The sequence below is a fragment of the Enterococcus hailinensis genome (assembly GCF_045862035.1).
In the GTDB taxonomy this organism is placed as follows: domain Bacteria; phylum Bacillota; class Bacilli; order Lactobacillales; family Enterococcaceae; genus Enterococcus_A; species Enterococcus_A hailinensis.
The window spans coordinates 1-24,866 of sequence record NZ_BAAFRV010000004.1; the positions used below are offsets into that span (position 1 = coordinate 1).

Here is a 24,866-nt window from a genome sequence, read left to right on the forward strand (position 1 = left end):
ACATCTATTTTTGGAATCATAATAGAATTTTATCCAAATTAGGGTATCTTTCGCCCGTCGATTACCGGTCAGCAAGATTAAATTGAGTTGCTCTTTTTATTTTGTATCAAAAAGTAGTTGCACTTCCTAAATAGGTTGTCCTTTTTATATATAATTATGCAAAAAATTAGGAAAGGACTTTTAAGGCAATGGCAATAACACCCGTAAAGAGTAAGCCTAAACCGCAAAATAATTCTAAGTAATAATTATCATGAGTCTTTTTCCATTGATAGATCGTCCAAATAATTAGCCCGATACCATATAAGATCAATAAAGAACCTAAAACTATTCTAATACTGTAATATTGATACATAGGAATCCTCCGAGGGGATGCTAATTGATTTTAAGGAATGACTGAATAGTTTATCTTTCTAAATTAATTATAAATGGAAATAAGTTTTTTTTAAAGAAATAACAAATAGAATTAAATAATTGATAATGATTGATGTTAAATAAAAAGCAATTGTTATGGAATTTCTAATTGATTTTAAGACAGTTTAAGAACACTCAAATTTATTCAATCCTTTTCGATATTTCGATTGCAAGAGTTGCTTGTCTACGGATCATCGGATAAAATTAAAGTATTGAAATGCGAATATGCATATTTTGGAGGATGTAATCATGGAAGCGATCGGTCAAGTCTTAAAAGAGTTCAGAAAAGAACACTGTATGACGCAAAAAGATCTTTCTCAAGGAATTTGCTCTCAAAGTGTATTGAGTCGAATCGAAAACAACGAAGAGATCCCTAATATTTTTGTGATTCAACAGCTTTGTCATCGTTTAGGCATTACGATCGATCAATTGATGGTGGATTTTTTACCGGAAGAAATGTTTTTACGGAAATATTTTAATAAAATGTTTATGTATTTACGAACTGCTAAATATCTTGAAATTCGCGCAACGTTAGAATATCTAGAAGAACGCCAGCTGACTCATCTAGATAAGGATCGGCAGCAAATGTATTTTTTCAAAGGTGTTTGCGCTTATTTTGTAGATGAAGATCCTGAGCAGGCTTTAGAATATATCGTTGAAGGTTTGGGCATTTGTGTGTCTAAAAAATATCATGGTTATTTTGACAGCCGGATCTTGCTGCTTAGTTTTGCTGGGAAAATGTCATTTGTTTTGGGGCGCTTTACAGATGCACAAAATTATTATAGTCAAAGTTATGAGCTTTTTCGTTCAATGATGGCAGATTATTCTGAACGCAGTGAGTTAAGCAATCTGTTTGTTAATTATGGTACTTTTTTAGTCAATCAAGAGCGCTTAGACTTGGCTGAAAAAGTAATCGATATGGGAATCAAATGGAATCGGCAACAGTGTAGCTATTACAAATTGAGAGAGCTGATTGAATTGAAAATCAGAATGTTGGAAGCACGGGAAGAATTGCATTCAGTGATTGGTTATAGAAAAATGTTAAGAGCACTAGAAAAAATTAAAGATTTGTAGAAATGGTCTACACCATTCTTGACTTATTTTTAAATCAGGAGTAACTTTAAAGCATTAAGAATAAAGGGAGAGCTCAAAATGAAAACATTTATTTATGCTGATAAGTTCTTTTTAAACTCTGGAGTTAAAGGAGCCGGCTATCTAGATGTCACTGACGGCATTTTTGGAACATACACAAAAGAAAAACCTGAAGGCGCAGAAATCATTGATCAAACTGGAAAATGGATTGCTCCTGGTTTAGTCGACACACATATTCACGGCTATAAAAATCATGATGTCATGGATAATGATGCAGAAGGTATCAAAGCAATGTCAGAAGGATTATTATCTTGTGGTGTTACTAGCTTTTTACCAACAACTTTGACTTCATCAAAGGAACGTTTGAAAGATGTAGCTGAAACAATCGGAAAAGTTTATCAAGACGTTGATGGAGCAAAAATTCAAGGAATTTATTTTGAAGGACCATTTTTCACAGAAGAACATAAAGGGGCTCAAAATCCTAGCTACTTCGGTGATCCTAATTTAGATACATTCCACGAATGGCAAGAAGCTTCAGGTGGTTTGATTAAAAAAATCGCTTTGGCGCCTGAACGCAAAGGTGTAAAAGAATTTGTTAAAACAGTGACTGATGAAGGAGTCGTTGTTTCATTGGGTCATTCCAACGCAACGTTAGAAGAAGCTCAAGACGCAGTCGAAGCTGGAGCAAGTGTTTTTGTTCATGCTTATAACGGTATGCGTGGACTAAATCATCGTGAACCAGGAATGGTCGGTGCATTATTATCCCTACAACATGTCTTTTCTGAATTGATTTGCGATGGTCATCATGTTCATCCGCAAGCGGCAGAAATTTTGATGGAAAAAGCTGGACATGATCACGTAGCGTTGATTACTGACTGTATGATGGCTGGCGGAATGCCTGACGGCAACTACAATTTAGGTGAATTTCCTGTTGTAGTAAAAGATGGAACTGCTCGTTTAGAATCTGGTAATTTAGCAGGTAGTATCTTAAAACTAAAAGAAGCAATTAAAAATGTGGTTGATTGGGGATTAGCAACTCCAGAACAAGCAATTATGATGGCTTCTTATGTTCCAGCTGTTAGTTGTAAAATCGATGATAAGTGTGGTTCAATCACAACTGGCCGCGCGGCTGATTTTATCGTTTTAGATCCTTCAATGGATTTAGTTGCAACATATCTTGACGGTGTCGAACGTTATCACGCGTAATCAACTATTTTTTGAACTCGGCCATTTTTGGTCGAGTTTTTTGTTTGAAGCATCAATCGAAAATATTGAATGATAAGTAAAATAAAATCAAGGATCAATCTTCATTTATGAGATTGATCCTTGATTTGTTTGCGCACAGTATATAAGCTTTTATTTAATTCTGCTTCTTTTTTCTTTAATTCAACCAAATCTTCTTTGATTTCTTTTTCTTTCTCATCGGTTTGAGGAGAGATGACCCCATTTAATGAGATGGCAATAATCGTTCCGATAAAAGTATCTAAAACCCGGTTTAGAGCAAATAAAGCTGATTCTCCTTGTGGAATGCTAAAAGCAATCAGCAACATGGTTGCAATTGCCGAAATGATTCCTGAATTATTATTAATCCCGTCGGAAAAAACGATTACCAAGATAACAAATAAGGGAAGAAGAAATAGTTCTACATAAAATTCATTATGGAAGAACGCTTGGATATAATAATAAATCATAGCTAACAGCCCGCCCAATGAATTACCTAATACTCTGGAACGACCAAAAGAAATACTCGTTGTTAGATCTTGTCTTAAAGAAAAAACAGCAGCTAAAGCAGCAATCAGAGGAGAGCCGCGATCAGTGATATGGAACAATAAAATACAAAGCATAACAGCAAGTGCCGTCTTGATTGTCCGCATTCCTAAACGAAATCGCCCGATTTGCATAATCCTCCTCCTTTTATCATCTTTATATTAAATAGTTTAGCTAAAAATTGACAAAAAAACAAAAGGGATCGCCTGAGCGCTCCCTTTTGTCAGCTTTTTGATTATTGTTGCCACTTCTGTTGCATTTGATCCAAGATATCGATGACATCTTTAGTAAAGAATAAGGATTGATTCGTTTTTTCACCATTGATTATAGCAACCATATTTTCAATTTCATAATTCATGGCATTGCCGGTAAAACCAGATTGGATCGTTTCTTTTGTGCCATCATTAAAAAATAATTCTGCTTGATCCGCGCGAGGGTAATCATCAATCGTCAAATAACCATTCTCAAAAGCTACGATGCCTTTTTTAGGCATTTTTGCTTGGAAACTCAAGCTGATCGTAGCTAATTCATCTTTTGAATTGCGTAAAATAGAAACTGATTGTTCATCTACACCCGTTGAAAAAGGGATCATTGTAGAAGCTGCAACTTTAGGTTGCTCTGTTAAAAACCAACGAGCAAAAGAAACAGCATAGGTACCGATATCAAGTAAAGCACCACCTGCAAGTTCGGGATTGAAAAAACGGTTGCTCGGATCTGGATCTTTATAACTACCAAAAGAAGCTTGAATCATTTTTAACTTTCCTAAACGATCAGATGCGATTAAAGAATGCAATTCATGGTATAATGGCATATTGAAGATGGTCATTGCTTCTGCCAGAATCAATTGTTTTTGTTCAGCTAAGGCCATCGCAGATTGTAATTCAGACAAATTCATCGTAATCGCTTTTTCGCAAAGGACATGCTTGCCTGCTGTTAAAGCTTGCATGATATGAGCACTATGTTGTCGATTAGGAACTGCAATATAAATAATTGAGATGGCATCGTCTGCTAGTAATTCTTCATAACTACCATAAGCTTTAGGAATGTTGTATTGTTGAGCAAATGTTTGAGCTTTTTCTAATGAGCGTGAAGCACAAGCACTTAGAATACTTGTTTCTTGCTCGAAGTTTGCTGCAAATTGATGGGCGATCTCACCTAATCCGATAATGCCCCATTGTAATTTAGACATGGTGCTCCTCCTTGTTATACGCCAAAATTTTGTTTATTTACTGATATAATTAATATAATACGAGGCGCTTTTAATAAGTATGCAGTAATTATTAAATTATTTCAATCGATTTGACATAGTACTGTATTTTTTCAGAAAATTAGATAAAATATTATAGGAGGGATTTTTCGTGAATCAAATTTATTTAGATTTAGTACTCAGTGCAATTTTTGAACAATTTCATTCAGAACAAGATTTTTATCAAGACTATTTAGGAATCAGTCAAAATCAATGGCAACAATGGAAAGATGGACAAAATAATCTGTCACCAGAAGCCAATCAAAAAGTAAAAAATTTATTTAGTGATTATGAGTGGATGTTAAGCCAAAAAGTGATTCGTCAAACATTACTTTTTCCTGAAAAGCGCCGGATTGCTGTTGCAGAATATCGTGAAATGAAAACGATCGTTGCTCAACGTTGGATTGCTAGTGGATTGGCACAAGTAGAAATGATTCCATTTAAAAATAAAAATGAAGAAGAGAATCGCGATTTTATTAATCTTAGGGTCACGATTGATTATGATTCCTGGGGATATAGCGATATTTTGACCTTTCGTTTGCCTGCGCATGTCCAAAATCAAATTGCAAGTTCACATACTCAGACCGCACTGCTCGATTGGGTCAATGAGAATTTGACAGAAACATATACGTCTTTAGACGATTGACGAGAGGATTTTTTAAATTGAAGAAAACAGTAGGGCTGATTTCAGTGATCGTTATGTTAGGATTGACGGGTTATTCGCTTTTTCATGGCTCGGAATCAAAATCTAATGTAAAGAAAACCACTGCGACAACGTACTCATTTGAAAAGAAAACAGCTGCCAGTACAAGTAAAAAAACGGCTGCGCAAAAAGCGTTGCCGGATGCTAAAACAACGGATTGGAATCTTGTTTTAGTTGGTCCTAAAAATAAAATTGAAAATGAAGTCGCAGAAAGTCAATTGGCTACTTTGTCAGATAATAGTCACCAAGTAGATAGCCGAATTGTTACTGATTACGAAGCATTGTCAGCTGCAGCGACTAAAGCGGGTTATCCATTAGTAATCATTTCAGCTTTCCGTTCAGTCGAAGCGCAAAAACAAGTATTCGATAACAATGTTAATAGCCTAGTCAGCGGTAGCGGAATGACTGAAGCGGACGCGACAACAAAAACAAAAGAAACAATGACTGAACCCGGTTATAGTGAACACCATACTGGTTTAGCTATCGATATCGTCGATCAAGATTGGTATAAATCTTATACCACACAAGTTTTAGATGCTTCCTATGGAGATCAACCCGGTGCAAAATGGATTGCAGAAAATGCTCCGAAATATGGGTTTATTATTCGCTACCCCAAAGATCGTCAAGATATCACAGGAATCACCTATGAACCGTGGCATATTCGTTACGTAGGAAAAGAAAATGCGGAATATATTACTAAAAATAATTTGACACTAGAAGAATTTTTGCAACAGCTATCAGATAAATAAGGAGTTGCTATGCCAAAAAAAATCTTTAAAAAACGAAAGGGCCAAGTTTCTTTGCCTCTGATCTTTGGAGGCCTTTTATTACTTGGGGTCGCTTTCGTTTTTTCTTTACACTTACTGTCTAATTCGATCACTGGAAGTGATGACCAAACAGAAAATCTAACGCATCAAGAATTTATTGATGAATTAGTACCACATGCAAAAGAGTTACAACAAGGTTATGGAATCTTACCAAGTATTATTTTGGGACAAGCTATCCTAGAATCAAATTGGGGCCAGTCTCAGTTAGCAAGCCAATATAATAATCTTTTTGGTATCAAAGCCTCAGAAAATCAAAATAAAATAAGCTTAGAAACTAAAGAGTATGTCAATGAACAATGGATAACGATCCAAGGCGATTTTAGAGTCTATAATTCCTGGGATGAATCCTTAGATGATCATACGATGCTTTTTGTGAATGGGACGAATTGGAATCCGCAATTATATGCCGGAGTTCTAACAGCGACGAATTATCAAGAAGCGGCACAAGCATTACAGACAGCCGGTTATGCTACCGATCCTGATTACGCGAATAAAATTATCGATGTCATCAAAACGTATAATTTGGAGCAGTACGACCATTAGTAGTAAAATTGACTTAACAAAAATTTGTTAGGGGCTGGTTGTATGACAGAGTCAAAAATACCTGAAATCATGACAGAATTAAGAAAAGATATAGTACGTGTTCCAAAACCCATCGAAAAAGCATCTGGAATCGTTATCTTTGGGAAAAAAATTCGGTCGATTATTTTCACAACGGATATTGCAATTATTCGTAATACCGATGCGGATGCAGTAATTGCAGTCTATCCATTTACACCACATCCAGCGATTACTAAGGGAATTATTGAAGCAGCAGATATTCCCGTTTTTTCTGGAGTCGCAGGTGGGTTAACTCAAGGTCCCCGCTCTGCTTATATGGGAATGTTCGCGGAAGCGCAGGGAAGTATTGGAGTCGTTGTGAACGGACCGACGCCGGTAGAAACAATTCAAGCTATTTATGATGTGGTAGACATTCCTGTAGTTGCTACAGTGACATCGAAATATTCTAAAATTGAAGAAAAATTATCGGCTGGAGTTGACATTATCAATATCAGTGCTGGAAAAGATACCGTAAAGACAGTAAAACATTTTCGTGAACTGTATCCAGAATTACCAATCATTGCCACAGGCGGACCTGATGATGAAACAATCGAAGCGACAATTGCGGCAGGGGCGAATGCCATAACGTATACGCCACCTTCTAATGGTGTTTTATTCAGTCGTAAAATGGAGAAATATCGGGAAATGGAATATAAGGAAGATCAAGAGGAATAAACGAAAGCGAGAATCGTAAAATGATTCTCGCTTTTCTTATATTTAAGTTATAGTTAAGCTTCGCTTGCGATACTTACAGTGTCGAATAGTGAGGTGAGTAAGATCAAGCACTTAATGAATTGGTGGACCTTTCTAATTGTACCAACAGGAATCTGTTTTTTACTGTTTTCATTCAATAATCGAGAATCGATTGAAGTAACAGAAGAGACAGAAGGTACAAAAGTTGAATTACTAGCTGAGAAAAGTGAAGAAAAAGAAAACGGTACGACAATTATCGATGTTCCTTTAGAAAATCAAAATGAAGGAAGCATCCCGTTAGAAAATGGTTGTGAGATTACTGCACTATCTATGTTGCTGAATTACTATGGCTATGAAACGAATAAAAATGAATTGGCCGAACAACTAAGTTATGTTCCGTTATATGAAAATGAATGGCAAGATATTCACGGGAATCCTCATGATGGATTTGTTGGAAATATTTATGGCGGTTATGATGCTATGGGTGTGGCTGTTGAACCGATTGCAGCGGTTGCTGCTGACTATGTTGAAATGACTCACTCAATCGTTGCTAGTTCATCAACTGATTTTACTGAGCTAGCAAACATTGTTCAAGCCGGTACGCCTGTTTGGGTCGTGACGACTGTGGACTTTCAAGTGCCAACAGCGGACGATTTTCTAATTTGGCAAACTACTAGTGGAGAAATTACTGTTTCCCCTTTATGCCATGCGGTAGTGGTGACTGGTGTAGATAGTCAGCATGTTTATGTCAATGACCCATATGGCTATAAAAATCGAATCGTTGATCGCTCAGAATTTGAAGAAATTTTTCAAGCAATGGGAAGTGAATCACTATATCTTGAAACAAATGAATAAAGACGTGTGACCAGATGGTCACACGTCTTTATTTTATAAAATTATTTTAGGCAAAAATATTTTGGAAGGTAGGTAATAATTGTTCAAATGATGTCAATTCAATATCATGAATTTGAGAAGTACCTTCAGGTAATTTGCGGTTACGGTGATTTAACCATAGTGCGTGCCAACCGGCGCGAGTAGAACCAAGCACATCATTTTTAAAATTATCGCCTACATACAAGGCTTTTTCAGGATTTAAAGCAAACTGTTTTTTACCTAATTCAAAAATTTCAACATCAGGTTTTTCATAACCAGTTGCTTGAGAAATAATAATGTTATCCTCATCGACCCAGTTAAGCAGACCTAATTGTAAGATTTTCTTATATTGATGATCAGTCGGACCGTTGGTGATAATACTGATCGGTACTTGTTTTTCTTTTAAAAAATCTAGCGTTTTTTCAACTTCTTGATGCATCGAAATCGAGTCTAGTTCTTCTTCATAAACATTTTGGAAACGCAATGATTGTTCATCAGTGATCGGGGGATAATTTAAATCTTGCAATGATTGATTGATGCGATGTGACCGCATGTATTCTAATGTCCATTCTTGAGTGATGACTTTGTTAAAATTATTGTCACTGTGGACGCGGAAACGAGTATACAACGGAAGCATATCAGCTTCACTTACTAGAGGGAATAATTTTTGAACCGCTTTACGAAATGGTTCTTGTTGATCGTAGATAGTATCATCGATATCAAATACGACAGTTTCAATCAAAATAGACACGCCTTTCATTTTCAGCAAATTTTCAATTAATTACAGTAAGTATTCTAGTATAAAAAAAACAACAAAAAAAGCGTAAATCGTTGATTAGAAAAGGTTTTTGCTACTGAAAAAGAAAAATCGCAAGCTAACAGTTTTCAGTTTATGTGACTGAAAAAAAGAATTCTTTTTGAATTTTAATTTAGCAATCAAAAAAGCCCTCGCTAGTCATTTTTATTAGCGAGGGCTTTTTATTTAATTAAGGCATAAAAAATTCTTTCAGTGTTTTAGCGATCATCTTTGCCATAGGATTTTCTTCAGTAAAACTAGAAGCCAAATAAATTGTACGAGAAAGTGAAAGATTTTCTATTTTTCGTAAAACAAAAGGTGCTTTTTTGTCATAGCCCCAAGTAATTTTTGGAAAAAAGGTCATTCCCAATCCTTGATTGATCATGGAACGTAAAGTTGCGGGGTCGTCGGTCGTTGCCCCAACTTTTAGTTTAGTTTTTTGTGTTTCAAAAGCGGCATCAAGAGTCCGTCTTAAGGGCGAATTCGACGTTAACATCAATAACGAAATATCTTGAATATCGGATGTTTCAATTACTTTTTTTTCGGCTAATGGCTGATTTTTAGGAATGGCCAACAAGATCTCTTCGGTAAAGATAGGTAGATTCGTTAAACCAACTTTAGGTTCAGAAGTAATATAGAAAACTTTTTCTTGAGCCTTTTCAGTAGCACCGTGTTGCTGGATAGATAATTGAATTTCAGGGTGCTTTTCACTGAATGATTTTACTAGATTAGGGATCGAGACGGAAGCAACCTCAGAATAAATAGTAATCGCTGGCAATATTTCTTCATTAAGAGCTTGAATGGCAGCAAGTCCTTGGTCAAATTGGGCGAGTGTTTGAAGTACATAAGGATAAAAACTTTCAGCATACATTGTTAACTCAATGTGACGGCCTGAGTGATAAAACAAAGGTACTCCTAATTCGTGTTCTAAATGTTTCATTGCGCGACTGAGCGCGGGCTGTGAAATGTATAATTCTTGGGCAGATTGAGTAATATTTTTAGACTCTGCTACTTTTTTAAAATAGCGTAAATGGTCAAGATTCATGAGACCCTCCTTGATCCATACCTTTTTGTTATGGATCGTTCTGAAATTGGCATTTTTTATTATATCAAATTTTGGCTAAGATAACACACGTAAGAGAAATTGCTTAAGGAGGCTTATCATGAGTACAGGTTTCTTATATCCCGGACAAGGTAGTCAAACGAGTGAGATGTTACAAGACATTCCAATGAGTTATTTTGATTCCTTAGAAAAAGTCACAGGATATCGTTTAAAAGATGCGACGGATATCGAACAAGATACTGTTTATATCCAATTGGCATTACTTCTTAAAGCTGTTTATTATACCGATCAACTGAAAGAATCAGGCATCCAACCTGATTTAGTTGCAGGTCATTCAATCGGAGCCTTTTGTGCGGCAGTAGCGAGTGGAGCTTTAAGCTTTGAAGATGCTGCAAAACTTGTTTACCACCGTGCTGACTTAATGAAAAAGGCTTATCCCAAAGATTATGCAATGGGTGTGATTGTCGGATTAACTAGAAGCGAAGCAGAAAAAGTTGTCGCTGAAAGTTTTGACGCAGCTTTTCCAGTCTATTTATCCAATGAAAATTGTCCAATGCAGCATACGATTTCTGGACATATTCATGGATTAAAACAAACACTGGCACTGGCAAAGACCTATCACGCACAAACGGCGAAATTATTAGCTGTTCCAGTTCCTTCTCATTGTACATTGATGGATGCGACAGTGGAACAATTCGCTCCGATTATGGATTCAGTCACTCTTGATGCAACGATATGTCCGTATCTAAAAAACATCGATGGCCGAATCACAACGGATCCAGCTGAAATTCGTAAAGATCTTTTGCATAATATCGCACATCCAGTGCAATGGAATAAGATGATGGATGTAGCTCAAGAAGTCGGAATGGATCTGGCTCTAGAATTCCCTCCCGGTAATACCCTCACAAAATTGATTCATGCCAAGTTCGGTGAAAATAAATCGATTCGAACGATCAACATTGACCAGCATGGCATTGATGACACTTTATTCTTATATCAAAAATGGAGATGACAAGAATGGAAAAACCAGCAAGAAATTGGGCAAGTAAACGCAAAAAAAAAGCTCAAAAAATGAAAAAAATTGAACATTTGCTTGATGGAAAATATGTTCCGACAGAAGCCATTATCGAAGTCTTGGAAAAATTGATCCAACCCGGCGATAAAGTGGTACTTGAAGGAGACAATCAAAAACAAGCTAGCTTTCTTTCTACAAGTTTAGAACAAGTGGACTCAGACAAAGTAAATCAATTGCACATGATCATGTCAAGTATTTCTCGTCCTGAACACTTAACAATTTTTGAAAAAGGAATCGCTGCAAAAATCGATTTTTCTTATGCCGGTGCTCAAAGTACTCGTGTTGCTCAAATGATCGAAGACGGCACAATGAAATTAGGCGATATCCACACATATTTAGAATTATATGGTCGTTTATTCATTGATTTAGTTCCGAACGTTGTTTTAGTTGCGGCTGACAAAGCTGACCGTCAAGGAAACCTTTATACAGGATTCAATACGGAAGAAACACCAACAATCGTTGAAGCTGCTGCTTTTAAAGATGGTATCGTAATTGTTCAAGTCAATGAAATCGTTGATGAATTACCACGTGTAGATATCCCAAGTGATTGGATCGATGTTGTTGTCTTAGCAGATCAACCATATCAATTAGAAGCATTATTCACTCGTGATCCACAAAATATCACTGAATTACAAATTTTAATGGCTATGATGGCATTAAAAGGAATTTACGCTGAACATGAAGTGCAATCATTGAATCACGGGATTGGTTTCAATACAGCAGCAATTGAATTATTATTGCCAACTTATGGTGAAACACTAGGAATCAAAGGAAAAGTTGCTAAAAACTGGGTATTAAATCCACATCCAACAATGATTCCAGCAATCGAATCTGGTTGGGTTGAAAGTATCCACAGTTTCGGTGGCGAAGTCGGTATGGAAAAATATATTTCTGCTCGTCCAGATGTTTTCTTTGTCGGCAAAGATGGATCAATGCGTAGTAACCGTACGTTATCACAAGTTGCTGGACAATATGCAGTCGATATGTTCATCGGTTCAACTTTACAATTAGACTATGAAGGAAATTCTTCAACTGTAACAAAAGGACGTTTATCTGGTTTTGGTGGTGCACCAAACATGGGACACAATCCTGGCGGACGTCGTCATTCAACTCCTGCTTGGCAATCATTGCGTGATGAAAATGATCCATTAGGAAAAGGTCAAAAATTAGTTGTTCAAATGGTTGAAACCTATGGTTCAAACAAAAAACCTGTATTCGTAGAAAATCTTGATGCATTAGATGTTCAAAAACAAGCTGGTTTAGCAAATGCACCGGTCATGATTTATAGCGAAGATACTACTCATATTGTTACTGAAGAAGGAATTGCTTATCTTTATAAAGCAACTTCAAAAGAACAAAAACAAGCAGCAATTGCTGCCATCGGTGGAGTAACACCATTAGGAATGACAAGTACAAAAGAATCTTTAGATGAATTACGTAAAGCTGGAATCGTTAAATTACCAGAAGATCTTGGAATTAAACGCAGCGATGCAAAACGTTCATTATTAGCTGCTCAAACAGTCGATGATTTGATTGAATGGTCAGATGGTTTATATGAACCCCCAATGAAATTCAGAACTTGGTCTTAAAGGAGAGAAGAACAGATGGAACAATTATCATACAGCTATAAAACAACAAAACCAATTGACAAAAAAATTCATGTTGGTGTGGTAGGTTCAGGTGATTTGGAAATTTTACTTTTCCCAACAGAAAAATCTGAAACTTCAGTCCGCGTATGTACCGGTAGTGATGGTTTTGGTGATGTTTGGAAAAATGTATTAACTAGATTCTTTGATCGTTATCCAATTACAGCCGATATCGTGATCAACGATTTCGGAGCTACTCCTGGAGTTGTCTATCTTCGATTAACACAAGCAATGGAGGAACTTTCAGATGAAAAATAGTTTTGTAGAATTAAATGCACGCGAACGTGTTCATGCATTATTAGATACTAAAACAGGTCATGAATTAATTGATCCTTTTGATCAAATGATCGCACCTAATCTAGTAGCTCAAAACATCGTTCCACAAAGTGATGACGGAATCGTTGTCAGCCGTGGAGAAATCAACGGAAAAAATGTTATCGTCATTGCAATGGAAGGTAAATTCCAAGGCGGCGGTATCGGTGAAGTCTCTGGGGCAAAAATTATTTCAGCTTTAACATTAGCGTTGAAAGAAAATGAAGCTGGCAACGAGATCTATCCAGTGATCGTATTAGATACTGGTGGTGTTCGTTTACAAGAAGCTAACTATGGTCTATTGTCAATTTCTGAAATCGGTAATTTAATCGTAGCATTGAAAAAATATGTTCCAGTGATCGGATTAGTTCCAGGACGTGTTGGCTCTTTTGGTGGTATGTCAATTACTTCAGCTCTTATGAGTTATTTAATTGCTACTAAAAAAGCACGTATTGGCTTGAATGGTCCAGAAGTAATCGAAGTTGAAGCTGGAGTTCGTGAATTTGATTCTAGCGATAAAAATTTAATCTGGAATACAATTGGTGCACGTCAACGTTTGGAAGCAAACGTCGTTGATGAATTAGTTACGGATAGTGTTGAAACGATTCGCCAAGCTGTGATTACAGCTATCGAAGAGAAAAAAGATAGCCATCGCAGTGAAAGTGCAGATTTCTATTTGTCATTATTGGCAAAACTTGATTTGTCAAAACCAATGACAATTGACGCATATAATGAAGCATTAGCTGCTCACAAAGTGGATGCAGTGAAAGCAATTGAAGTAACTGAAGGTAAAGAAGATGCTTCTACAAGTGTTGGTTACCAATGGTTTGCAGCATTAACTGGATTAGCTCATCCAACTTCTACAAGTGCGACTGTCTACTCAGCACCATCAAAATTATTTGTTGAAGATGCAGTTGTGACAGCTATCGTACCGAATGGCAACAACCCAATGTACCGAGTACGTAACGGTGAAGTAGGTTTAGTTGAAGGTTTTGAAATGGGCCATCTATTAGAATCTATTTATCAAGAAGACAAAGACAAAGCAGTGAAACGTCCAATTATTGCTGTAATTGATGTACCAAGTCAAGCTTATGGTTATAACGAAGAATTAATCGGTATCCACATTGCTTTAGCTAATAGTGCAGCTGCTTATGCAAAACTTCGCCAAGCGGGTCACCCAGTAATTGGATTTATTGCTGGAAATGCTATTTCAGGAGCTTTCTTAGCTCATGGCTTACAATCAAGTCGATTGGTTGCTTTGAATAGTAATGATATTATGATCCAAGCAATGTCTAAAGAAAGTGCTAGTCGGATTACAAAACGTTCTATCGCCGACATCGAAGCCGCAGCAGAAAAAGTTCCAAGTATTGCTTATGACGTGCAAAACTATAACAAATTAGGTGCACTATTTACTTTCTTAGAATCAATCACTGATCAAAGTACATCTGCTGAACATGTAGCTGAAGTTATTACAGCAATTAATGCAGCGATTACAGATGTTCGTAAAACTAATGACACAATGTTGACCAATCGTTATACTAATTCGATTGCTGTAAATGGCGGTCGTGTGGAAACGAATAAAGTTTTTGATCGTATGAATAAAGAATGGAATGATTAATCAATGATTCGTGCTCACGATATTGTATTGTTAGATAAAACAGCTCTTAAAAATGTTGAATTACCTGAATGGGTTGAAGAAACAGATCAATTATTTGCGACTGTACGTCGTGGGATGCCACTCGAAGCTGACTCCGTCTTAGTTGGTTTAAGAGGTCGCGAAAGACAGCAGCGTTTTGGTTTTGAAACAACGTTAAATAAAGTTGAAGAAGTTATTCATCCTTGGGAATTAGTAACTAGAAATAGCTTTCGGGAAGCTGAAGTCACGGAGTATTCTGTCTATCAACAATATCGTGAAGCACAATTATTGTTGAAAAATCATCATTGGGGAGTTGGCGGTAGTTTGGGTTTTGAATTAGCGACACAACGGGCAACGATCAAACCAAGTAGTGATCTGGATCTGTTGTTATATGCGGATTCTGCCGCTGAACTACCAATGAAACTAATCGGAGAGAATCTAGCATTTTTTGAAAAGTTAGATACTCAAATCATTAGCCAAAAGGGTGGATTTGCCTTGAAAGAATTTTTAAGTCAACCATCAAAGAAAATTTTACTTAAAACAAATGAAGGTCCAAAACTCACTACTGAGATTTGGTAAATATTAGGAAAAGTGAGCGGAAACAATGTTTGAGAATAAGGAAATCAAGATCAATATCAGCGACTTTCAAAAAGTATTCGCTGTAACAGCTGTTATGTTGCAAACGATTTTGAGCTTTGCGTTAGCAAATACTCATAATGAAACAACAGCTGCGTGTATTGGAACATTATATGTAATGGTCAAATATACCGCCCCTCTATTTATTTTTGCAATTGTTTATAACATGGTTAAGACAAGTCAACATCTATCTTACTTTGAATTTTTAAAAGAAAAGTTTTTTGAATTAGTTGTTCCTTATGTTTTATGGACATCTGCTTATTTATGGCTTTTCCCAGCTGTACAACAAGGAAATCCTTACACAAATACAGCTACATTTTTATTGAAATATATCACTGGTGATGGTGCACCGCATCTATGGTATACCGTGATGATGTTACAAATCCAATTATTGATGCCATTTTTCGTATGGTTAGGGTATAAAGTATTTACGAATAAAAAAGCTGTTTGGCCGGTATTGATTATTGCAACGGCTATCTATGTCGCTTGGTATATTTTCTATGATACTCAAGTTTTTGCTGGCGCTCATCATGATAGCTGGTACTTGTTAGACCGTTTTGTTGTCAGCTTTATGATTTACGGGGTATACGGTTGTGCGGCTTTGAATTACCATGAAGCCATTTACAATGCTTTATATAAAGTGCGTTATGCACTATTACCGATTGGTCTTGCCGTAGCACTTGTTTCTGCGAATCACTTATTAAGCTATTCGGGAGATTTAACATTTGCTCATGCACCATATTTGAATACATTACAAAGTTTGTATAGTGTGATCGTTATTTTTGGTGTATTTATGTTTGGTTCAACAATGATCAAAAATAATGCGCCACAATTACGTGCATTTAAATGGTTATCAACTTACGCATATCGTACGTATTTAGCAAATGTCTTTGTATTCCAAGTATTATTGCTTTGTTTCAAAGATTTATTATTAAAATTACCAACTGGAATCATGATCATCGTAGCATATGTAGCTACAGCAAGTTGTGCCTTTTTATTAAGCTATCTATTACATGTCATTTGGCAAGCAATTAAAGGTACGATTACTAAATAAAGAAGAAGGAATATCTGATGGAAGAACAAACAATTGCTGTTACATGTCACGAATTCGCTTTGTTAGTTGAACGAGCTTTAATAGCTGAAGTAGAATTATCGCCAAAACCAGGGTTGGTTGATGCTCTGAACACAGGTACTCACACAGATATGAATCATGAATTATTTCTGATTTCTGCTAAAACATTAACACCTTTTTTCGAAGAAATGGCGCTTGTTTCGTGGAATCATCCAATGACACAAACCATAAGAGAAAAAATCGGTGAAATTGGCCGACGTGCTGAAACAGCTATGTTTCGAGCAACTGGTGGTGTGAATACCCATAAAGGAGCGATTTGGGCAATGGGACTTTTTATTACTGCAGTCAGCAGTCAATACAGTCTTACCCAGCAATTGTTTTTACCTAAGATATTTTCTGACATTCAAATATTAGTATCTTTTCCAGATCGCTTTGTTGAAAAAAATCTTCCACTTTCTCATGGAGAGAAAGTAAAGAAAAAATATGGTAATGGGGGAGCTTTTGCGGAAGCTGCCGCAGGTTTTCCGCACGTTCAAGTAGCTCTTTCGGATTATTTCAATCGATCACAAGAAGATTCGACTGAAAAAAGATTGCATATGCTACTAGCAATTATTGCTTCATTGGATGATACCTGTATTTTGTATCGAAGCGATCAAACTGTTTTAGCTCAAGTACAATCACTAGCTCGAAAAGCGAATGAACAATCGTTACCTAATAAAAGTTTTGAGCAACTTCATACATACTGTCAAACACAGGCTGTTTCTCCAGGAGGAAGTGCGGACCTATTGGCTGCTAGTTTCTTTTTACTGTCATTAGAGCATTTAACGAATAAAACTGTTTTATTTGCAGCGGTTAAATAAAAAAGAGTCAAAACCTAATGAAAATTAGGTTTTGACTCTTTTTTTATTTAATTTTTTCAAGCGGTATTCTTCAAAATACGCAGCGTTTCCTCGGCTTTGGATACTAGCATAAATACCCATCAGCAACGCACCAATCGTATTGGTAAGCAAGTCCCCCATTGTATCCATTAAAGCAGCACGACCGATAAGTAAAGTTCCAGCAGAAGTTGCATAACGTTGCAAATTCATATCTGCGATCGTGTCGCAAAGGAATTCCCAAAATTCCCAAAAAACGCCACAGACACCAGCAAAAGCAAAACCAAATAATAAAAATAGCCAAGGAGAAGTTTTGCTGATATCGGCATTTTTCATCAAGAAACCGATTAGGCCATAGCCAAGAGCAGTCAAGACCATTGGACTAACAGAGTGTAAGATCTTATCCCAAAATGAAATGATCGAAATCATGTGCAATGAGGTACCTAAAAAGACAGAGATAACTAAAAAGAACCAATAAAAATAAATAATTTTTTCAGGTAATGAGATTTTTAGAACTTTCTCAATGATTTCTGGGAGAAAAATAAGTGCAATTCCAGCTAAGCATTCAACGACAAAAATAATTCCTTGTTTGGTTGAATATTTGGCAATGATCACTTCATAAACATTATAGAGCAGACAAATGAGACCAAAAATAATTAAAGCCATACGGTATTTTTTATAATTCATTTAATTCACCACTTTCTAAAAATGAATGAACGTGGTCTAGTAAGTCTGCTTCACTATTTACGATCAATCCGTTCAATTTAATCAGTCCAACTGTATACAAATTTAAATAATGAAATTGATTTTCCGCCGGTGTTTGTAGCGCCGCGATTTTTTGTTGATTGTCAGCACCTTGTTGACGGGAATCCGTATATAAACCGATCACTGGAATACCTTTTGCATAGGCTACACCAATTTCTGAAGCTACTCCTGCATCGATTGTCAGGCCGTCTAATAAAGCAATCATTAAATCACTTTTTAGCACTTCCTCAGTATCTGCCAAGGCAATCATCTTACTGTCGGCATAAGCACTTTTATCATTAATACCTTCATTTTCTTGTGGTACATAAATTGTTAAACCCGAGCCTAACGCTCGGATTTTTTCTGCTAAGTAGCGATTATAAAGTAAATCACTTTGTGAAAATAAGGGTGCAGCAAAATAAATATGTCTAGAAATAGTCACTAAAATACGCCTCCATATCGGGAATAATTGTTTCTAATAATTCAATCGCTTCTTTATCAGCATCTAGTCGTTCGATTCGTGCTAAGTATGCAGCACGACGATAATTCATCAGCATACACGTTAAAGTTTGGATAGTTAATGCAATCCGTTTGCCTTTTGGCTGATCAGAAACAGTCAATTTGCCAGATGAATCCCACTCTAATGCAAAAATGCCGGTGTTCCATGTTGCTACGGGATCTTCTACGACAAAATAAAACGGCTTAGCTGTTTTTTTAGCAAATGGGTATTCTAATAAGAACTCTTTTACATCCACGATGCGAGCCATAAAGAAAGGGGCGATCGTTTCGTGGATTTCACTATCTTCTAATAGAAAAGAAAGAGGCTCATTTTTGAAAATATCGCCTTTGACCCAGTAAATCATCGAAAAATGTGCGCTGATAAAATTCCACAAACCATTTCGAGCTTCTTGGTTCAAATAAAACATTTCTTTGATATGAAAAACTTCCTCAGAAATCCAATAAAATAAAACACCAGTTGGTCTCTTGTTTGCATCATAGTAGATAGCCGCAATTCGTTCTTCTTCATTTTCGAAACGCCAATATTCTTCCCAATTCAATTCTTTCCGAATCATTGCTCCATGATTTTTTAAGGCAAACTCATGATAGACCTGATAAACATCGGGATCATCGACTTCTTTTCGTTCTACGATTCCAGGCAAATCAACTTGTTTAGGTAATTGAGTGTCTTTAATCTTGAAGCTTAATTTGTCAGACATGATTTCCCAACCCTTACGGCGATAGTAGGGAATACTATATGGATACAGATAAGAGATCCATTGATGATCTGAGCGCATTTCCTGCAAAGCTTTTTCGATCAATTCTTTCATTAATCCATGATTGGCATACTCTGGGTAGGTTCCAACACCAGTGATACCACCCATTTGAAATAATTTCCCATGAATGTTCACTTCGCAAGGATAGATTGCAATTTGAGAAATTAAATTATCCTGATTGAACCAACCGAACACTTTTGATTGTTCTAATACTGGCTTTTTTGCACGAACCATTTCACGTTTATTTTCATATCCGCTATTTTCGATATCACTTTCAGTTACTTGAAAGACATAACTTAATAATTCATCGTATTGAGCTAAATGTTCTTCACCCACTGGCTTCAAGACTAATCGTTTCTTAAAGTCACTATCCATTCTGTCATCTCCCATTTTTTTGTAATCTAAAGAATCAATCAAGTAAATTGATTTCAGAAAGAGAATAATTCTTAACTTGTATCAGCTAATGAAGCAATTACTCTCTTGATTTACAATTTTAGTATAGCAAAAGGAATCATATATTTCTCTTATCAGCATTGAGAAATAAGGGAAAAGACTTTTTTTCTCCTTGAAACGTTGGTATAATTGAAAGTGCTGATTAAAAGAAATGAGGAACTTTAATGAATATAGAAGATATGAAGAAACGCCAAGAGATGATTCGTAATTTCTCGATCATCGCGCATATTGACCATGGAAAGTCGACGTTGGCTGACCGAATTTTAGAACAAACAAATACTGTAAGTTCCCGCGAAATGCAAGCACAACTTTTAGACTCAATGGATTTAGAACGCGAACGTGGAATCACGATCAAGTTAAATGCTGTTGAATTAAATTACACTGCCAAAAATGGCAAAACTTATATTTTTCATTTAATTGACACTCCAGGACACGTCGATTTTACGTATGAAGTTTCAAGAAGTTTAGCGGCCTGTGAAGGAGCTGTGTTAGTTGTTGACGCGGCACAAGGAATCGAAGCTCAGACATTAGCGAATGTTTATTTAGCATTAGATAATGATTTAGAAATTCTACCAGTCATTAATAAAATTGATTTACCAGCTGCAGACCCAGAACGGGTTCGTAAAGAAATCGAGGATGTTATCGGTATCGATGCAGAAGAGGCGGTTTTAGCCAGTGCTAAAGCAGGAATCGGAATTGAAGATATCTTAGAACAAATCGTAACCAATGTGCCTGCACCTAGTGGTGATTTAAATGCGCCATTGAAAGCATTGGTTTTCGATTCAATCTATGATAGTTATCGTGGTGTTGTTTTAAACGTCCGTATTACGGATGGTGTTGTTCGTCCAGGAGACAAAATCCAAATGATGAGCAATGGTAAAACTTTCGATGTAACAGAAGTCGGTGTATTCTCACCAAAAACAGTTCAAAGAGATTATTTGATGGTGGGAGATGTTGGCTATATCACTGCCAGCATAAAATCTGTTCAAGATACACGTGTGGGGGATACAGTAACACTAGCAGACAATCCTGCACAAGAAGCGTTGGCTGGTTATCGTAAAATGAATCCAATGGTTTTTTGTGGACTTTATCCAATCGATACTTCTCGTTATAATGATTTGCGTGAAGCATTAGAAAAATTACAATTGAACGATGCGGCGTTGCAATTTGAACCAGAAACTTCTCAAGCATTAGGCTTTGGTTTCCGCTGTGGATTTTTAGGGTTGCTGCATATGGATGTCGTGCAAGAACGTTTAGAACGTGAATTTAATCTTGAATTGATTACAACAGCACCATCGGTTATTTATCATGTGAACTTAACAGATGGCACTCAATTAGTCGTAGATAATCCTTCAGATTTCCCAGACCCATCAAAAATTCAAAACGTAGAAGAACCTTTTGTAAAAGCGAATATCATGGTACCAAATGAATACGTTGGGGCAGTAATGGAGTTATCACAACGCAAACGTGGCGAGTTTATTACCATGGATTATTTGGATGATTATCGAGTAAATGTCGTTTACAATATTCCGTTATCGGAAATTGTTTTCGATTTCTTTGATAAATTAAAATCAAGTACGAAGGGTTACGCTTCTCTAGATTATGAAATGGCAGATTACCGTGAAAGTCGTTTAGTGAAAATGGATATTCTATTGAATGCTGAGAAAGTCGATGCTTTGAGTTTTATCGTCCACCGCGAATTCGCCCAAGAACGTGGTCGTGCGATTGTAGATAAATTAAAAACATTGATTCCACGCCAACAATTTGAAGTACCGATCCAAGCAACAATTGGAACAAAAATCGTTGCTCGAACAGACATCAAGGCCTTGCGCAAAAATGTATTGGCAAAATGTTATGGTGGCGATATTTCACGTAAACGTAAACTGTTGGAGAAACAAAAAGAAGGTAAGAAACGAATGAAACAAATCGGTTCAGTTGAAGTTCCTCAAGAAGCCTTCATGGCTGTTCTGAAAATGGACGAGGATGAACCCAAGAAGAAATAAGGGTTTGTTTGAAAATATCCGCTATGAATGATTGTGATTTTCATAAAAATTCGCCCAATGTTCGCCCGATGTTTTATTTGGGCGAACATTTTTAATGAAAAAGAGCGAATTTAGTCCATTGAACGGCGAAGACGTTCGGCGAAAATATCAACGGCTTCAGTTCTCATTTTCTTAGTAACATGTACATATTTATCCATAGTAGTAGAAATCCTCGAATGGCCGAGTCTTTCTTGAACAATTTTCGGTTTTACTCCATCCTCTAAGAGCATTGTTGCATGCGTGTGTCTCAAAGAATGGAAGTTAAAGTTAATACCTAAATTCTTCTTGATTTTACTTGCTGACCATTTTATTGAATTTGGTGTGACAGGCTGTCCGTTTTCTTTAGTACATACAAATGAACTTTCATAATAAAACTTTCCATATCTCATTCTGTTTTCTAATTGTCTTTTTTTATGGCTTTTTAACTCTTCAAGCAGCATGTCATCAATACTGATGGTTCGATAACTAGCCTGCGTTTTGGGTGTTCCTATTTGTATCCCATTCTTGTCTTGTAACATAATTTTAGTGATAGTTAAAGTCTGATCTTCAAATGACACATTGTCCCAGGTCATCCCACAAACTTCGCCGCGACGCAACCCTGTGTGGAAAGCAATGACAAGAGGAATGTGAAAAGAATCCGAAATAGGGGTGTTATCTAAAATTTTAAGGTACTGATCCATTGTTATAATTTTCATATCATCTCTTGACTGTTTTGGTTTAGAAGGGAATGCCGGCATTTCGACATAGTCCATTGGATTGCTATTAATTAGTTGATAAGGGAAGACTGCTCTTCGAAATGCACCTTTTAGGACAGTGAAGATAATCTCTACAGAATGTTTTGAGAGCTGTTTATTAAATCCTTCAGGTAGTTTATTTACAAGCTCCTGCAATTTCGCAGGACCTATTGATTGAAGTAGGTATTTCCCAATTTCTGGCTTCACGTATTTATCAATTACATTTTTATAGTTTTTTTGCGTATTATACTTAAGTTTCTTCTCAACATAATTTTCAAACCAGTAATCAAAATAATCAGAAACACTAATATCTGTTAAATCCACTTTACCGCCACGTTTATATTCGTTCAGCGCTTCTCTTAGATGTTCTTGTGCCTCAGTTTTTGTATTCCATCCACCTTTTTGTATACGCTGACGTTTACCGCCAACTTTTGCCATTTCAATTGTATAGTGCCATTTGTTGCCGATTTTTCTTACATGTCCATTCATAACAAACGCTCCTTTTGTATTCAGATTGGTATTGATGTAAACAAACGTATGTTCTTTTTGATGTTAAAAGAAAAGCCCGAAGGCTAATTCTTAAGATTAAAATATTCGAATAAAAGTACTACGCAAATTTGCGTATTTTAGGTATAATAGTAATGAAATAAGTAGTTTCATTTTCCTGTCTAGCTGACCCCCTGGAGGTAGTGTACTTTTTAACACATTACTGAATCCATGGTTGGCTTTTTTTATTTGTATTTGACAAAATCATAGATTCTAATTAATCGTCTAGTATCATTGGTAGTAATAAAATTATTTTGATCATGTATTTCTCTTAAATAATCCCCTAATTCTTCGATATTTTGATTGTTGTAATTAACTAAGGACAAATTATTATGACGAACTTTTGAAGAGCTCTTCATGGCGCGTTCGAAGGTCATTTCACGTATTAAAGATCTTTTTTCTTTGACTAGACTCTGAGATAATAGTTTATCAATTTTATTGAATCTTTTTAAATTATTCTTGACTTGCTTAGGTAGCTTACTTGAATCTACTTGAGAAGTATATTTCCTAGTTGGGAGAAATCCAGAACTTTTTTGAAGAGCATATGGTAGTGTTTCAGTTACAAATAACTCAGCATTCAAGTTACCATCATCAAACAATACATCACGAAAAATTTCTGCTGAAGAAAGAATTTTGTATCCGTTCCGCGCTCTTTCCATGATCCCAAATCCATAGACAAATTCAATTTTTTCCATTTCTTCTGGAGTGAGTTCCTTATCAGGAAGAGAGAGCATCATTCTTCCTTTTGGATCATTTGTTAATACCAAATTATACATGTCTTCTTTGACATGCCTCAAAAGTTTAATCGGATATTTTGCTTTATTCTCACTTAAACATTTGTACAATAAAGAATAATCATTAAGCGATATTTGTTTTATTGTAATAGATCTACCATTCTGGAACGATATGGTGTATGTAGATGCTGAATAGTATTTTTCAGTTTCATCCCAAACTACATAAAATAGTCGATCTTCAATTTCTTTTAATTGGTCAATAGTGAGTGACAATTGTATGTCATTCAGAATACTGCGGATGTCTTCATCTCCAATGGAGTATCCAATAAAAAATATTGGATGTTCGACGAAAATCGTCAATAACTTAGCTGCAATATACTTGTGTTTCTGCTCGATAGTTTCATAGTCTTGTGTAGTAATTAAAATAGATTCTGGCTTATTTACACTGCCATGAATTTTGTATATTTCACCTAGATCATATTTGGTATGAAAAAGTAGTTCCTCTTGAGATGAGTAAACCTCGTAATCAAATATATCCTCTTGCAAAGTATCGTAATTTGTCGTTATAATACCAGCGATCGAGTTGGGGGAAATGCTTTTAAGTTCGTCAATTTCTGGCTTCATTTCAGGGATGACAGTTCCAAAATTTTTTAAATGATTGGCAATCTCAATTTTTATCGGTGGAACCCCTTGATTAACTAGATCCCAATTTGCTTCTCTGCTTTCAGCGAAACGCTCATCATCATACCAAATTTCGTCTAAAGCGTCTGATATTTGATCACATAAAAAAGTCATATACTTATTGTATTCTGTTTCAATATTGTGTTCTTTATCTGCTTTACGCTTAACTTTCTGAAATCCAGTTTTATTATTAAACGTAAGGTTAGCAACGTACTCAAGTAAATCAATCCAGTTCGGAGTATTGAGATATCTCCTTGAAAAGCCAGAACCTAAAAAAAGAAATGGCATTGAATCTGCCTTAGACAATAAGGGTTTCAAAAAATCATTCATCTATA

Annotated in this window: 26 protein-coding genes; 16 read left to right on the plus strand and 10 right to left on the minus strand. The window is 36.1% G+C overall.

Annotated features, from left to right (window positions below; genetic code table 11):
• Nucleotides 1-2 precede the first annotated feature (2 nt).
• Nucleotides 3-86 (plus strand): IS3 family transposase, encoded by an 84-nt coding sequence (locus ACKTSC_RS04040; RefSeq protein ID WP_407855995.1) that lies wholly within the window; start codon nt 3-5, stop codon nt 84-86.
• An 80-nt stretch (nt 87-166) separates the two neighbouring features.
• Here the strand turns inward: ACKTSC_RS04040 and ACKTSC_RS04045 are convergent, their stop codons facing one another.
• A complete protein-coding gene (locus ACKTSC_RS04045) occupies nt 167-352 on the minus strand; it encodes a hypothetical protein (RefSeq protein ID WP_332581403.1) in 186 nt (61 codons plus the stop codon).
• Nucleotides 353-660: 308 nt separating this feature from the next.
• Between ACKTSC_RS04045 and ACKTSC_RS04050 the strand changes: the two genes are divergently transcribed.
• Entirely contained in the window at nt 661-1,485 is an 825-nt protein-coding gene (locus ACKTSC_RS04050) for a helix-turn-helix domain-containing protein (RefSeq protein WP_332581404.1), read from the plus strand.
• Nucleotides 1,486-1,563: 78 nt separating this feature from the next.
• Complete coding sequence (nagA, locus tag ACKTSC_RS04055) at nt 1,564-2,709, plus strand: N-acetylglucosamine-6-phosphate deacetylase (RefSeq protein ID WP_332581405.1); 1,146 nt, start codon at nt 1,564-1,566, stop codon at nt 2,707-2,709.
• Nucleotides 2,710-2,810: 101 nt separating this feature from the next.
• Here nagA and ACKTSC_RS04060 read toward each other — a convergent pair whose 3' ends face one another.
• Entirely contained in the window at nt 2,811-3,404 is a 594-nt protein-coding gene (locus ACKTSC_RS04060) for an FUSC family protein (protein ID WP_407856911.1), read from the minus strand.
• 101 nt (nt 3,405-3,505) lie between these two features.
• Complete coding sequence (locus tag ACKTSC_RS04065; protein ID WP_407856912.1) at nt 3,506-4,459, minus strand: Gfo/Idh/MocA family protein; 954 nt, start codon at nt 4,457-4,459, stop codon at nt 3,506-3,508.
• A gap of 169 nt (nt 4,460-4,628) precedes the next feature.
• Between ACKTSC_RS04065 and ACKTSC_RS04070 the strand changes: the two genes are divergently transcribed.
• From ACKTSC_RS04070 to ACKTSC_RS04090, 5 genes are all read left to right on the plus strand, one after another.
• Nucleotides 4,629-5,162 carry a hypothetical protein gene (locus ACKTSC_RS04070; RefSeq protein WP_407856913.1) on the plus strand — a complete coding sequence of 178 codons (534 nt, stop codon included), beginning with the start codon at nt 4,629-4,631 and terminating at the stop codon, nt 5,160-5,162.
• A 17-nt stretch (nt 5,163-5,179) separates the two neighbouring features.
• A complete protein-coding gene (locus ACKTSC_RS04075; RefSeq protein WP_332581409.1) occupies nt 5,180-5,968 on the plus strand; it encodes a M15 family metallopeptidase in 789 nt (262 codons plus the stop codon).
• 9 nt (nt 5,969-5,977) lie between these two features.
• On the plus strand, nt 5,978-6,589 hold the full coding sequence (locus tag ACKTSC_RS04080) for a glycoside hydrolase family 73 protein (RefSeq protein WP_332581410.1): 612 nt from the start codon (nt 5,978-5,980) through the stop codon (nt 6,587-6,589).
• 42 nt (nt 6,590-6,631) lie between these two features.
• Nucleotides 6,632-7,321 (plus strand): beta/alpha barrel domain-containing protein, encoded by a 690-nt coding sequence (locus ACKTSC_RS04085; RefSeq protein ID WP_407856134.1) that lies wholly within the window; start codon nt 6,632-6,634, stop codon nt 7,319-7,321.
• Between the two features lie 93 nt (nt 7,322-7,414).
• Nucleotides 7,415-8,194, plus strand: a complete 780-nt coding sequence (locus ACKTSC_RS04090) for a C39 family peptidase (RefSeq protein ID WP_407856914.1) — start codon at nt 7,415-7,417, stop codon at nt 8,192-8,194.
• Between the two features lie 46 nt (nt 8,195-8,240).
• Here ACKTSC_RS04090 and ACKTSC_RS04095 read toward each other — a convergent pair whose 3' ends face one another.
• Together ACKTSC_RS04095 and ACKTSC_RS04100 are read right to left on the minus strand one after the other, a co-directional pair.
• Nucleotides 8,241-8,972, minus strand: coding sequence for an HAD family hydrolase (locus tag ACKTSC_RS04095; protein WP_332581413.1), 732 nt, complete (start codon nt 8,970-8,972; stop codon nt 8,241-8,243).
• Nucleotides 8,973-9,198: 226 nt separating this feature from the next.
• Nucleotides 9,199-10,053, minus strand: a complete 855-nt coding sequence (locus ACKTSC_RS04100) for a LysR family transcriptional regulator (RefSeq protein WP_407856132.1) — start codon at nt 10,051-10,053, stop codon at nt 9,199-9,201.
• A gap of 118 nt (nt 10,054-10,171) precedes the next feature.
• Between ACKTSC_RS04100 and ACKTSC_RS04105 the strand changes: the two genes are divergently transcribed.
• From ACKTSC_RS04105 to ACKTSC_RS04135, 7 genes are read left to right on the plus strand one after another with little or no spacing between them, the layout of a single operon-like run.
• Nucleotides 10,172-11,083 carry an ACP S-malonyltransferase gene (locus ACKTSC_RS04105; protein WP_407856915.1) on the plus strand — a complete coding sequence of 304 codons (912 nt, stop codon included), beginning with the start codon at nt 10,172-10,174 and terminating at the stop codon, nt 11,081-11,083.
• A 5-nt stretch (nt 11,084-11,088) separates the two neighbouring features.
• Nucleotides 11,089-12,735: a malonate decarboxylase subunit alpha gene (mdcA, locus tag ACKTSC_RS04110; protein WP_407856916.1), complete on the plus strand. Its 1,647-nt coding sequence runs from the start codon at nt 11,089-11,091 to the stop codon at nt 12,733-12,735.
• A gap of 15 nt (nt 12,736-12,750) precedes the next feature.
• A complete protein-coding gene (locus tag ACKTSC_RS04115; RefSeq protein ID WP_332581417.1) occupies nt 12,751-13,050 on the plus strand; it encodes a malonate decarboxylase subunit delta in 300 nt (99 codons plus the stop codon).
• Nucleotides 13,040-14,722 carry a biotin-independent malonate decarboxylase subunit beta gene (mdcD, locus tag ACKTSC_RS04120; protein WP_407856917.1) on the plus strand — a complete coding sequence of 561 codons (1,683 nt, stop codon included), beginning with the start codon at nt 13,040-13,042 and terminating at the stop codon, nt 14,720-14,722. The genes ACKTSC_RS04115 and mdcD overlap by 11 nt, the downstream gene beginning before the upstream one ends.
• Before the next feature lie 3 nt (nt 14,723-14,725).
• Nucleotides 14,726-15,319 (plus strand): malonate decarboxylase holo-ACP synthase, encoded by a 594-nt coding sequence (locus ACKTSC_RS04125; RefSeq protein ID WP_407856918.1) that lies wholly within the window; start codon nt 14,726-14,728, stop codon nt 15,317-15,319.
• A 25-nt stretch (nt 15,320-15,344) separates the two neighbouring features.
• Nucleotides 15,345-16,430 (plus strand): acyltransferase family protein, encoded by a 1,086-nt coding sequence (locus ACKTSC_RS04130; RefSeq protein WP_332581420.1) that lies wholly within the window; start codon nt 15,345-15,347, stop codon nt 16,428-16,430.
• Between the two features lie 17 nt (nt 16,431-16,447).
• Nucleotides 16,448-17,308, plus strand: a complete 861-nt coding sequence (locus ACKTSC_RS04135) for a triphosphoribosyl-dephospho-CoA synthase (protein ID WP_407856919.1) — start codon at nt 16,448-16,450, stop codon at nt 17,306-17,308.
• Nucleotides 17,309-17,332: 24 nt separating this feature from the next.
• On the opposite strand, the gene ACKTSC_RS04140 is transcribed toward ACKTSC_RS04135, so the two are convergent.
• From ACKTSC_RS04140 to ACKTSC_RS04150, 3 genes are read right to left on the minus strand one after another with little or no spacing between them, the layout of a single operon-like run.
• Nucleotides 17,333-18,010 carry a DUF2238 domain-containing protein gene (locus ACKTSC_RS04140; RefSeq protein WP_407856920.1) on the minus strand — a complete coding sequence of 226 codons (678 nt, stop codon included), beginning with the start codon at nt 18,008-18,010 and terminating at the stop codon, nt 17,333-17,335.
• On the minus strand, nt 18,000-18,509 hold the full coding sequence (locus tag ACKTSC_RS04145; RefSeq protein ID WP_332581423.1) for a nucleoside 2-deoxyribosyltransferase: 510 nt from the start codon (nt 18,507-18,509) through the stop codon (nt 18,000-18,002). Before ACKTSC_RS04145 ends, ACKTSC_RS04140 begins: the two co-directional genes overlap by 11 nt.
• Nucleotides 18,496-19,716 carry a GNAT family N-acetyltransferase gene (locus ACKTSC_RS04150; RefSeq protein ID WP_332581424.1) on the minus strand — a complete coding sequence of 407 codons (1,221 nt, stop codon included), beginning with the start codon at nt 19,714-19,716 and terminating at the stop codon, nt 18,496-18,498. Before ACKTSC_RS04150 ends, ACKTSC_RS04145 begins: the two co-directional genes overlap by 14 nt.
• 242 nt (nt 19,717-19,958) lie before the next feature.
• Between ACKTSC_RS04150 and lepA the strand changes: the two genes are divergently transcribed.
• Nucleotides 19,959-21,797 carry a translation elongation factor 4 gene (gene lepA, locus ACKTSC_RS04155; RefSeq protein WP_332581425.1) on the plus strand — a complete coding sequence of 613 codons (1,839 nt, stop codon included), beginning with the start codon at nt 19,959-19,961 and terminating at the stop codon, nt 21,795-21,797.
• Between the two features lie 110 nt (nt 21,798-21,907).
• On the opposite strand, the gene ACKTSC_RS04160 is transcribed toward lepA, so the two are convergent.
• Nucleotides 21,908-23,059 (minus strand): site-specific integrase, encoded by a 1,152-nt coding sequence (locus ACKTSC_RS04160; RefSeq protein WP_090408402.1) that lies wholly within the window; start codon nt 23,057-23,059, stop codon nt 21,908-21,910.
• Nucleotides 23,060-23,301: 242 nt separating this feature from the next.
• Nucleotides 23,302-24,861 carry an SIR2 family protein gene (locus ACKTSC_RS04165; RefSeq protein WP_407856921.1) on the minus strand — a complete coding sequence of 520 codons (1,560 nt, stop codon included), beginning with the start codon at nt 24,859-24,861 and terminating at the stop codon, nt 23,302-23,304.
• Nucleotides 24,862-24,866: the final 5 nt, after the last annotated feature.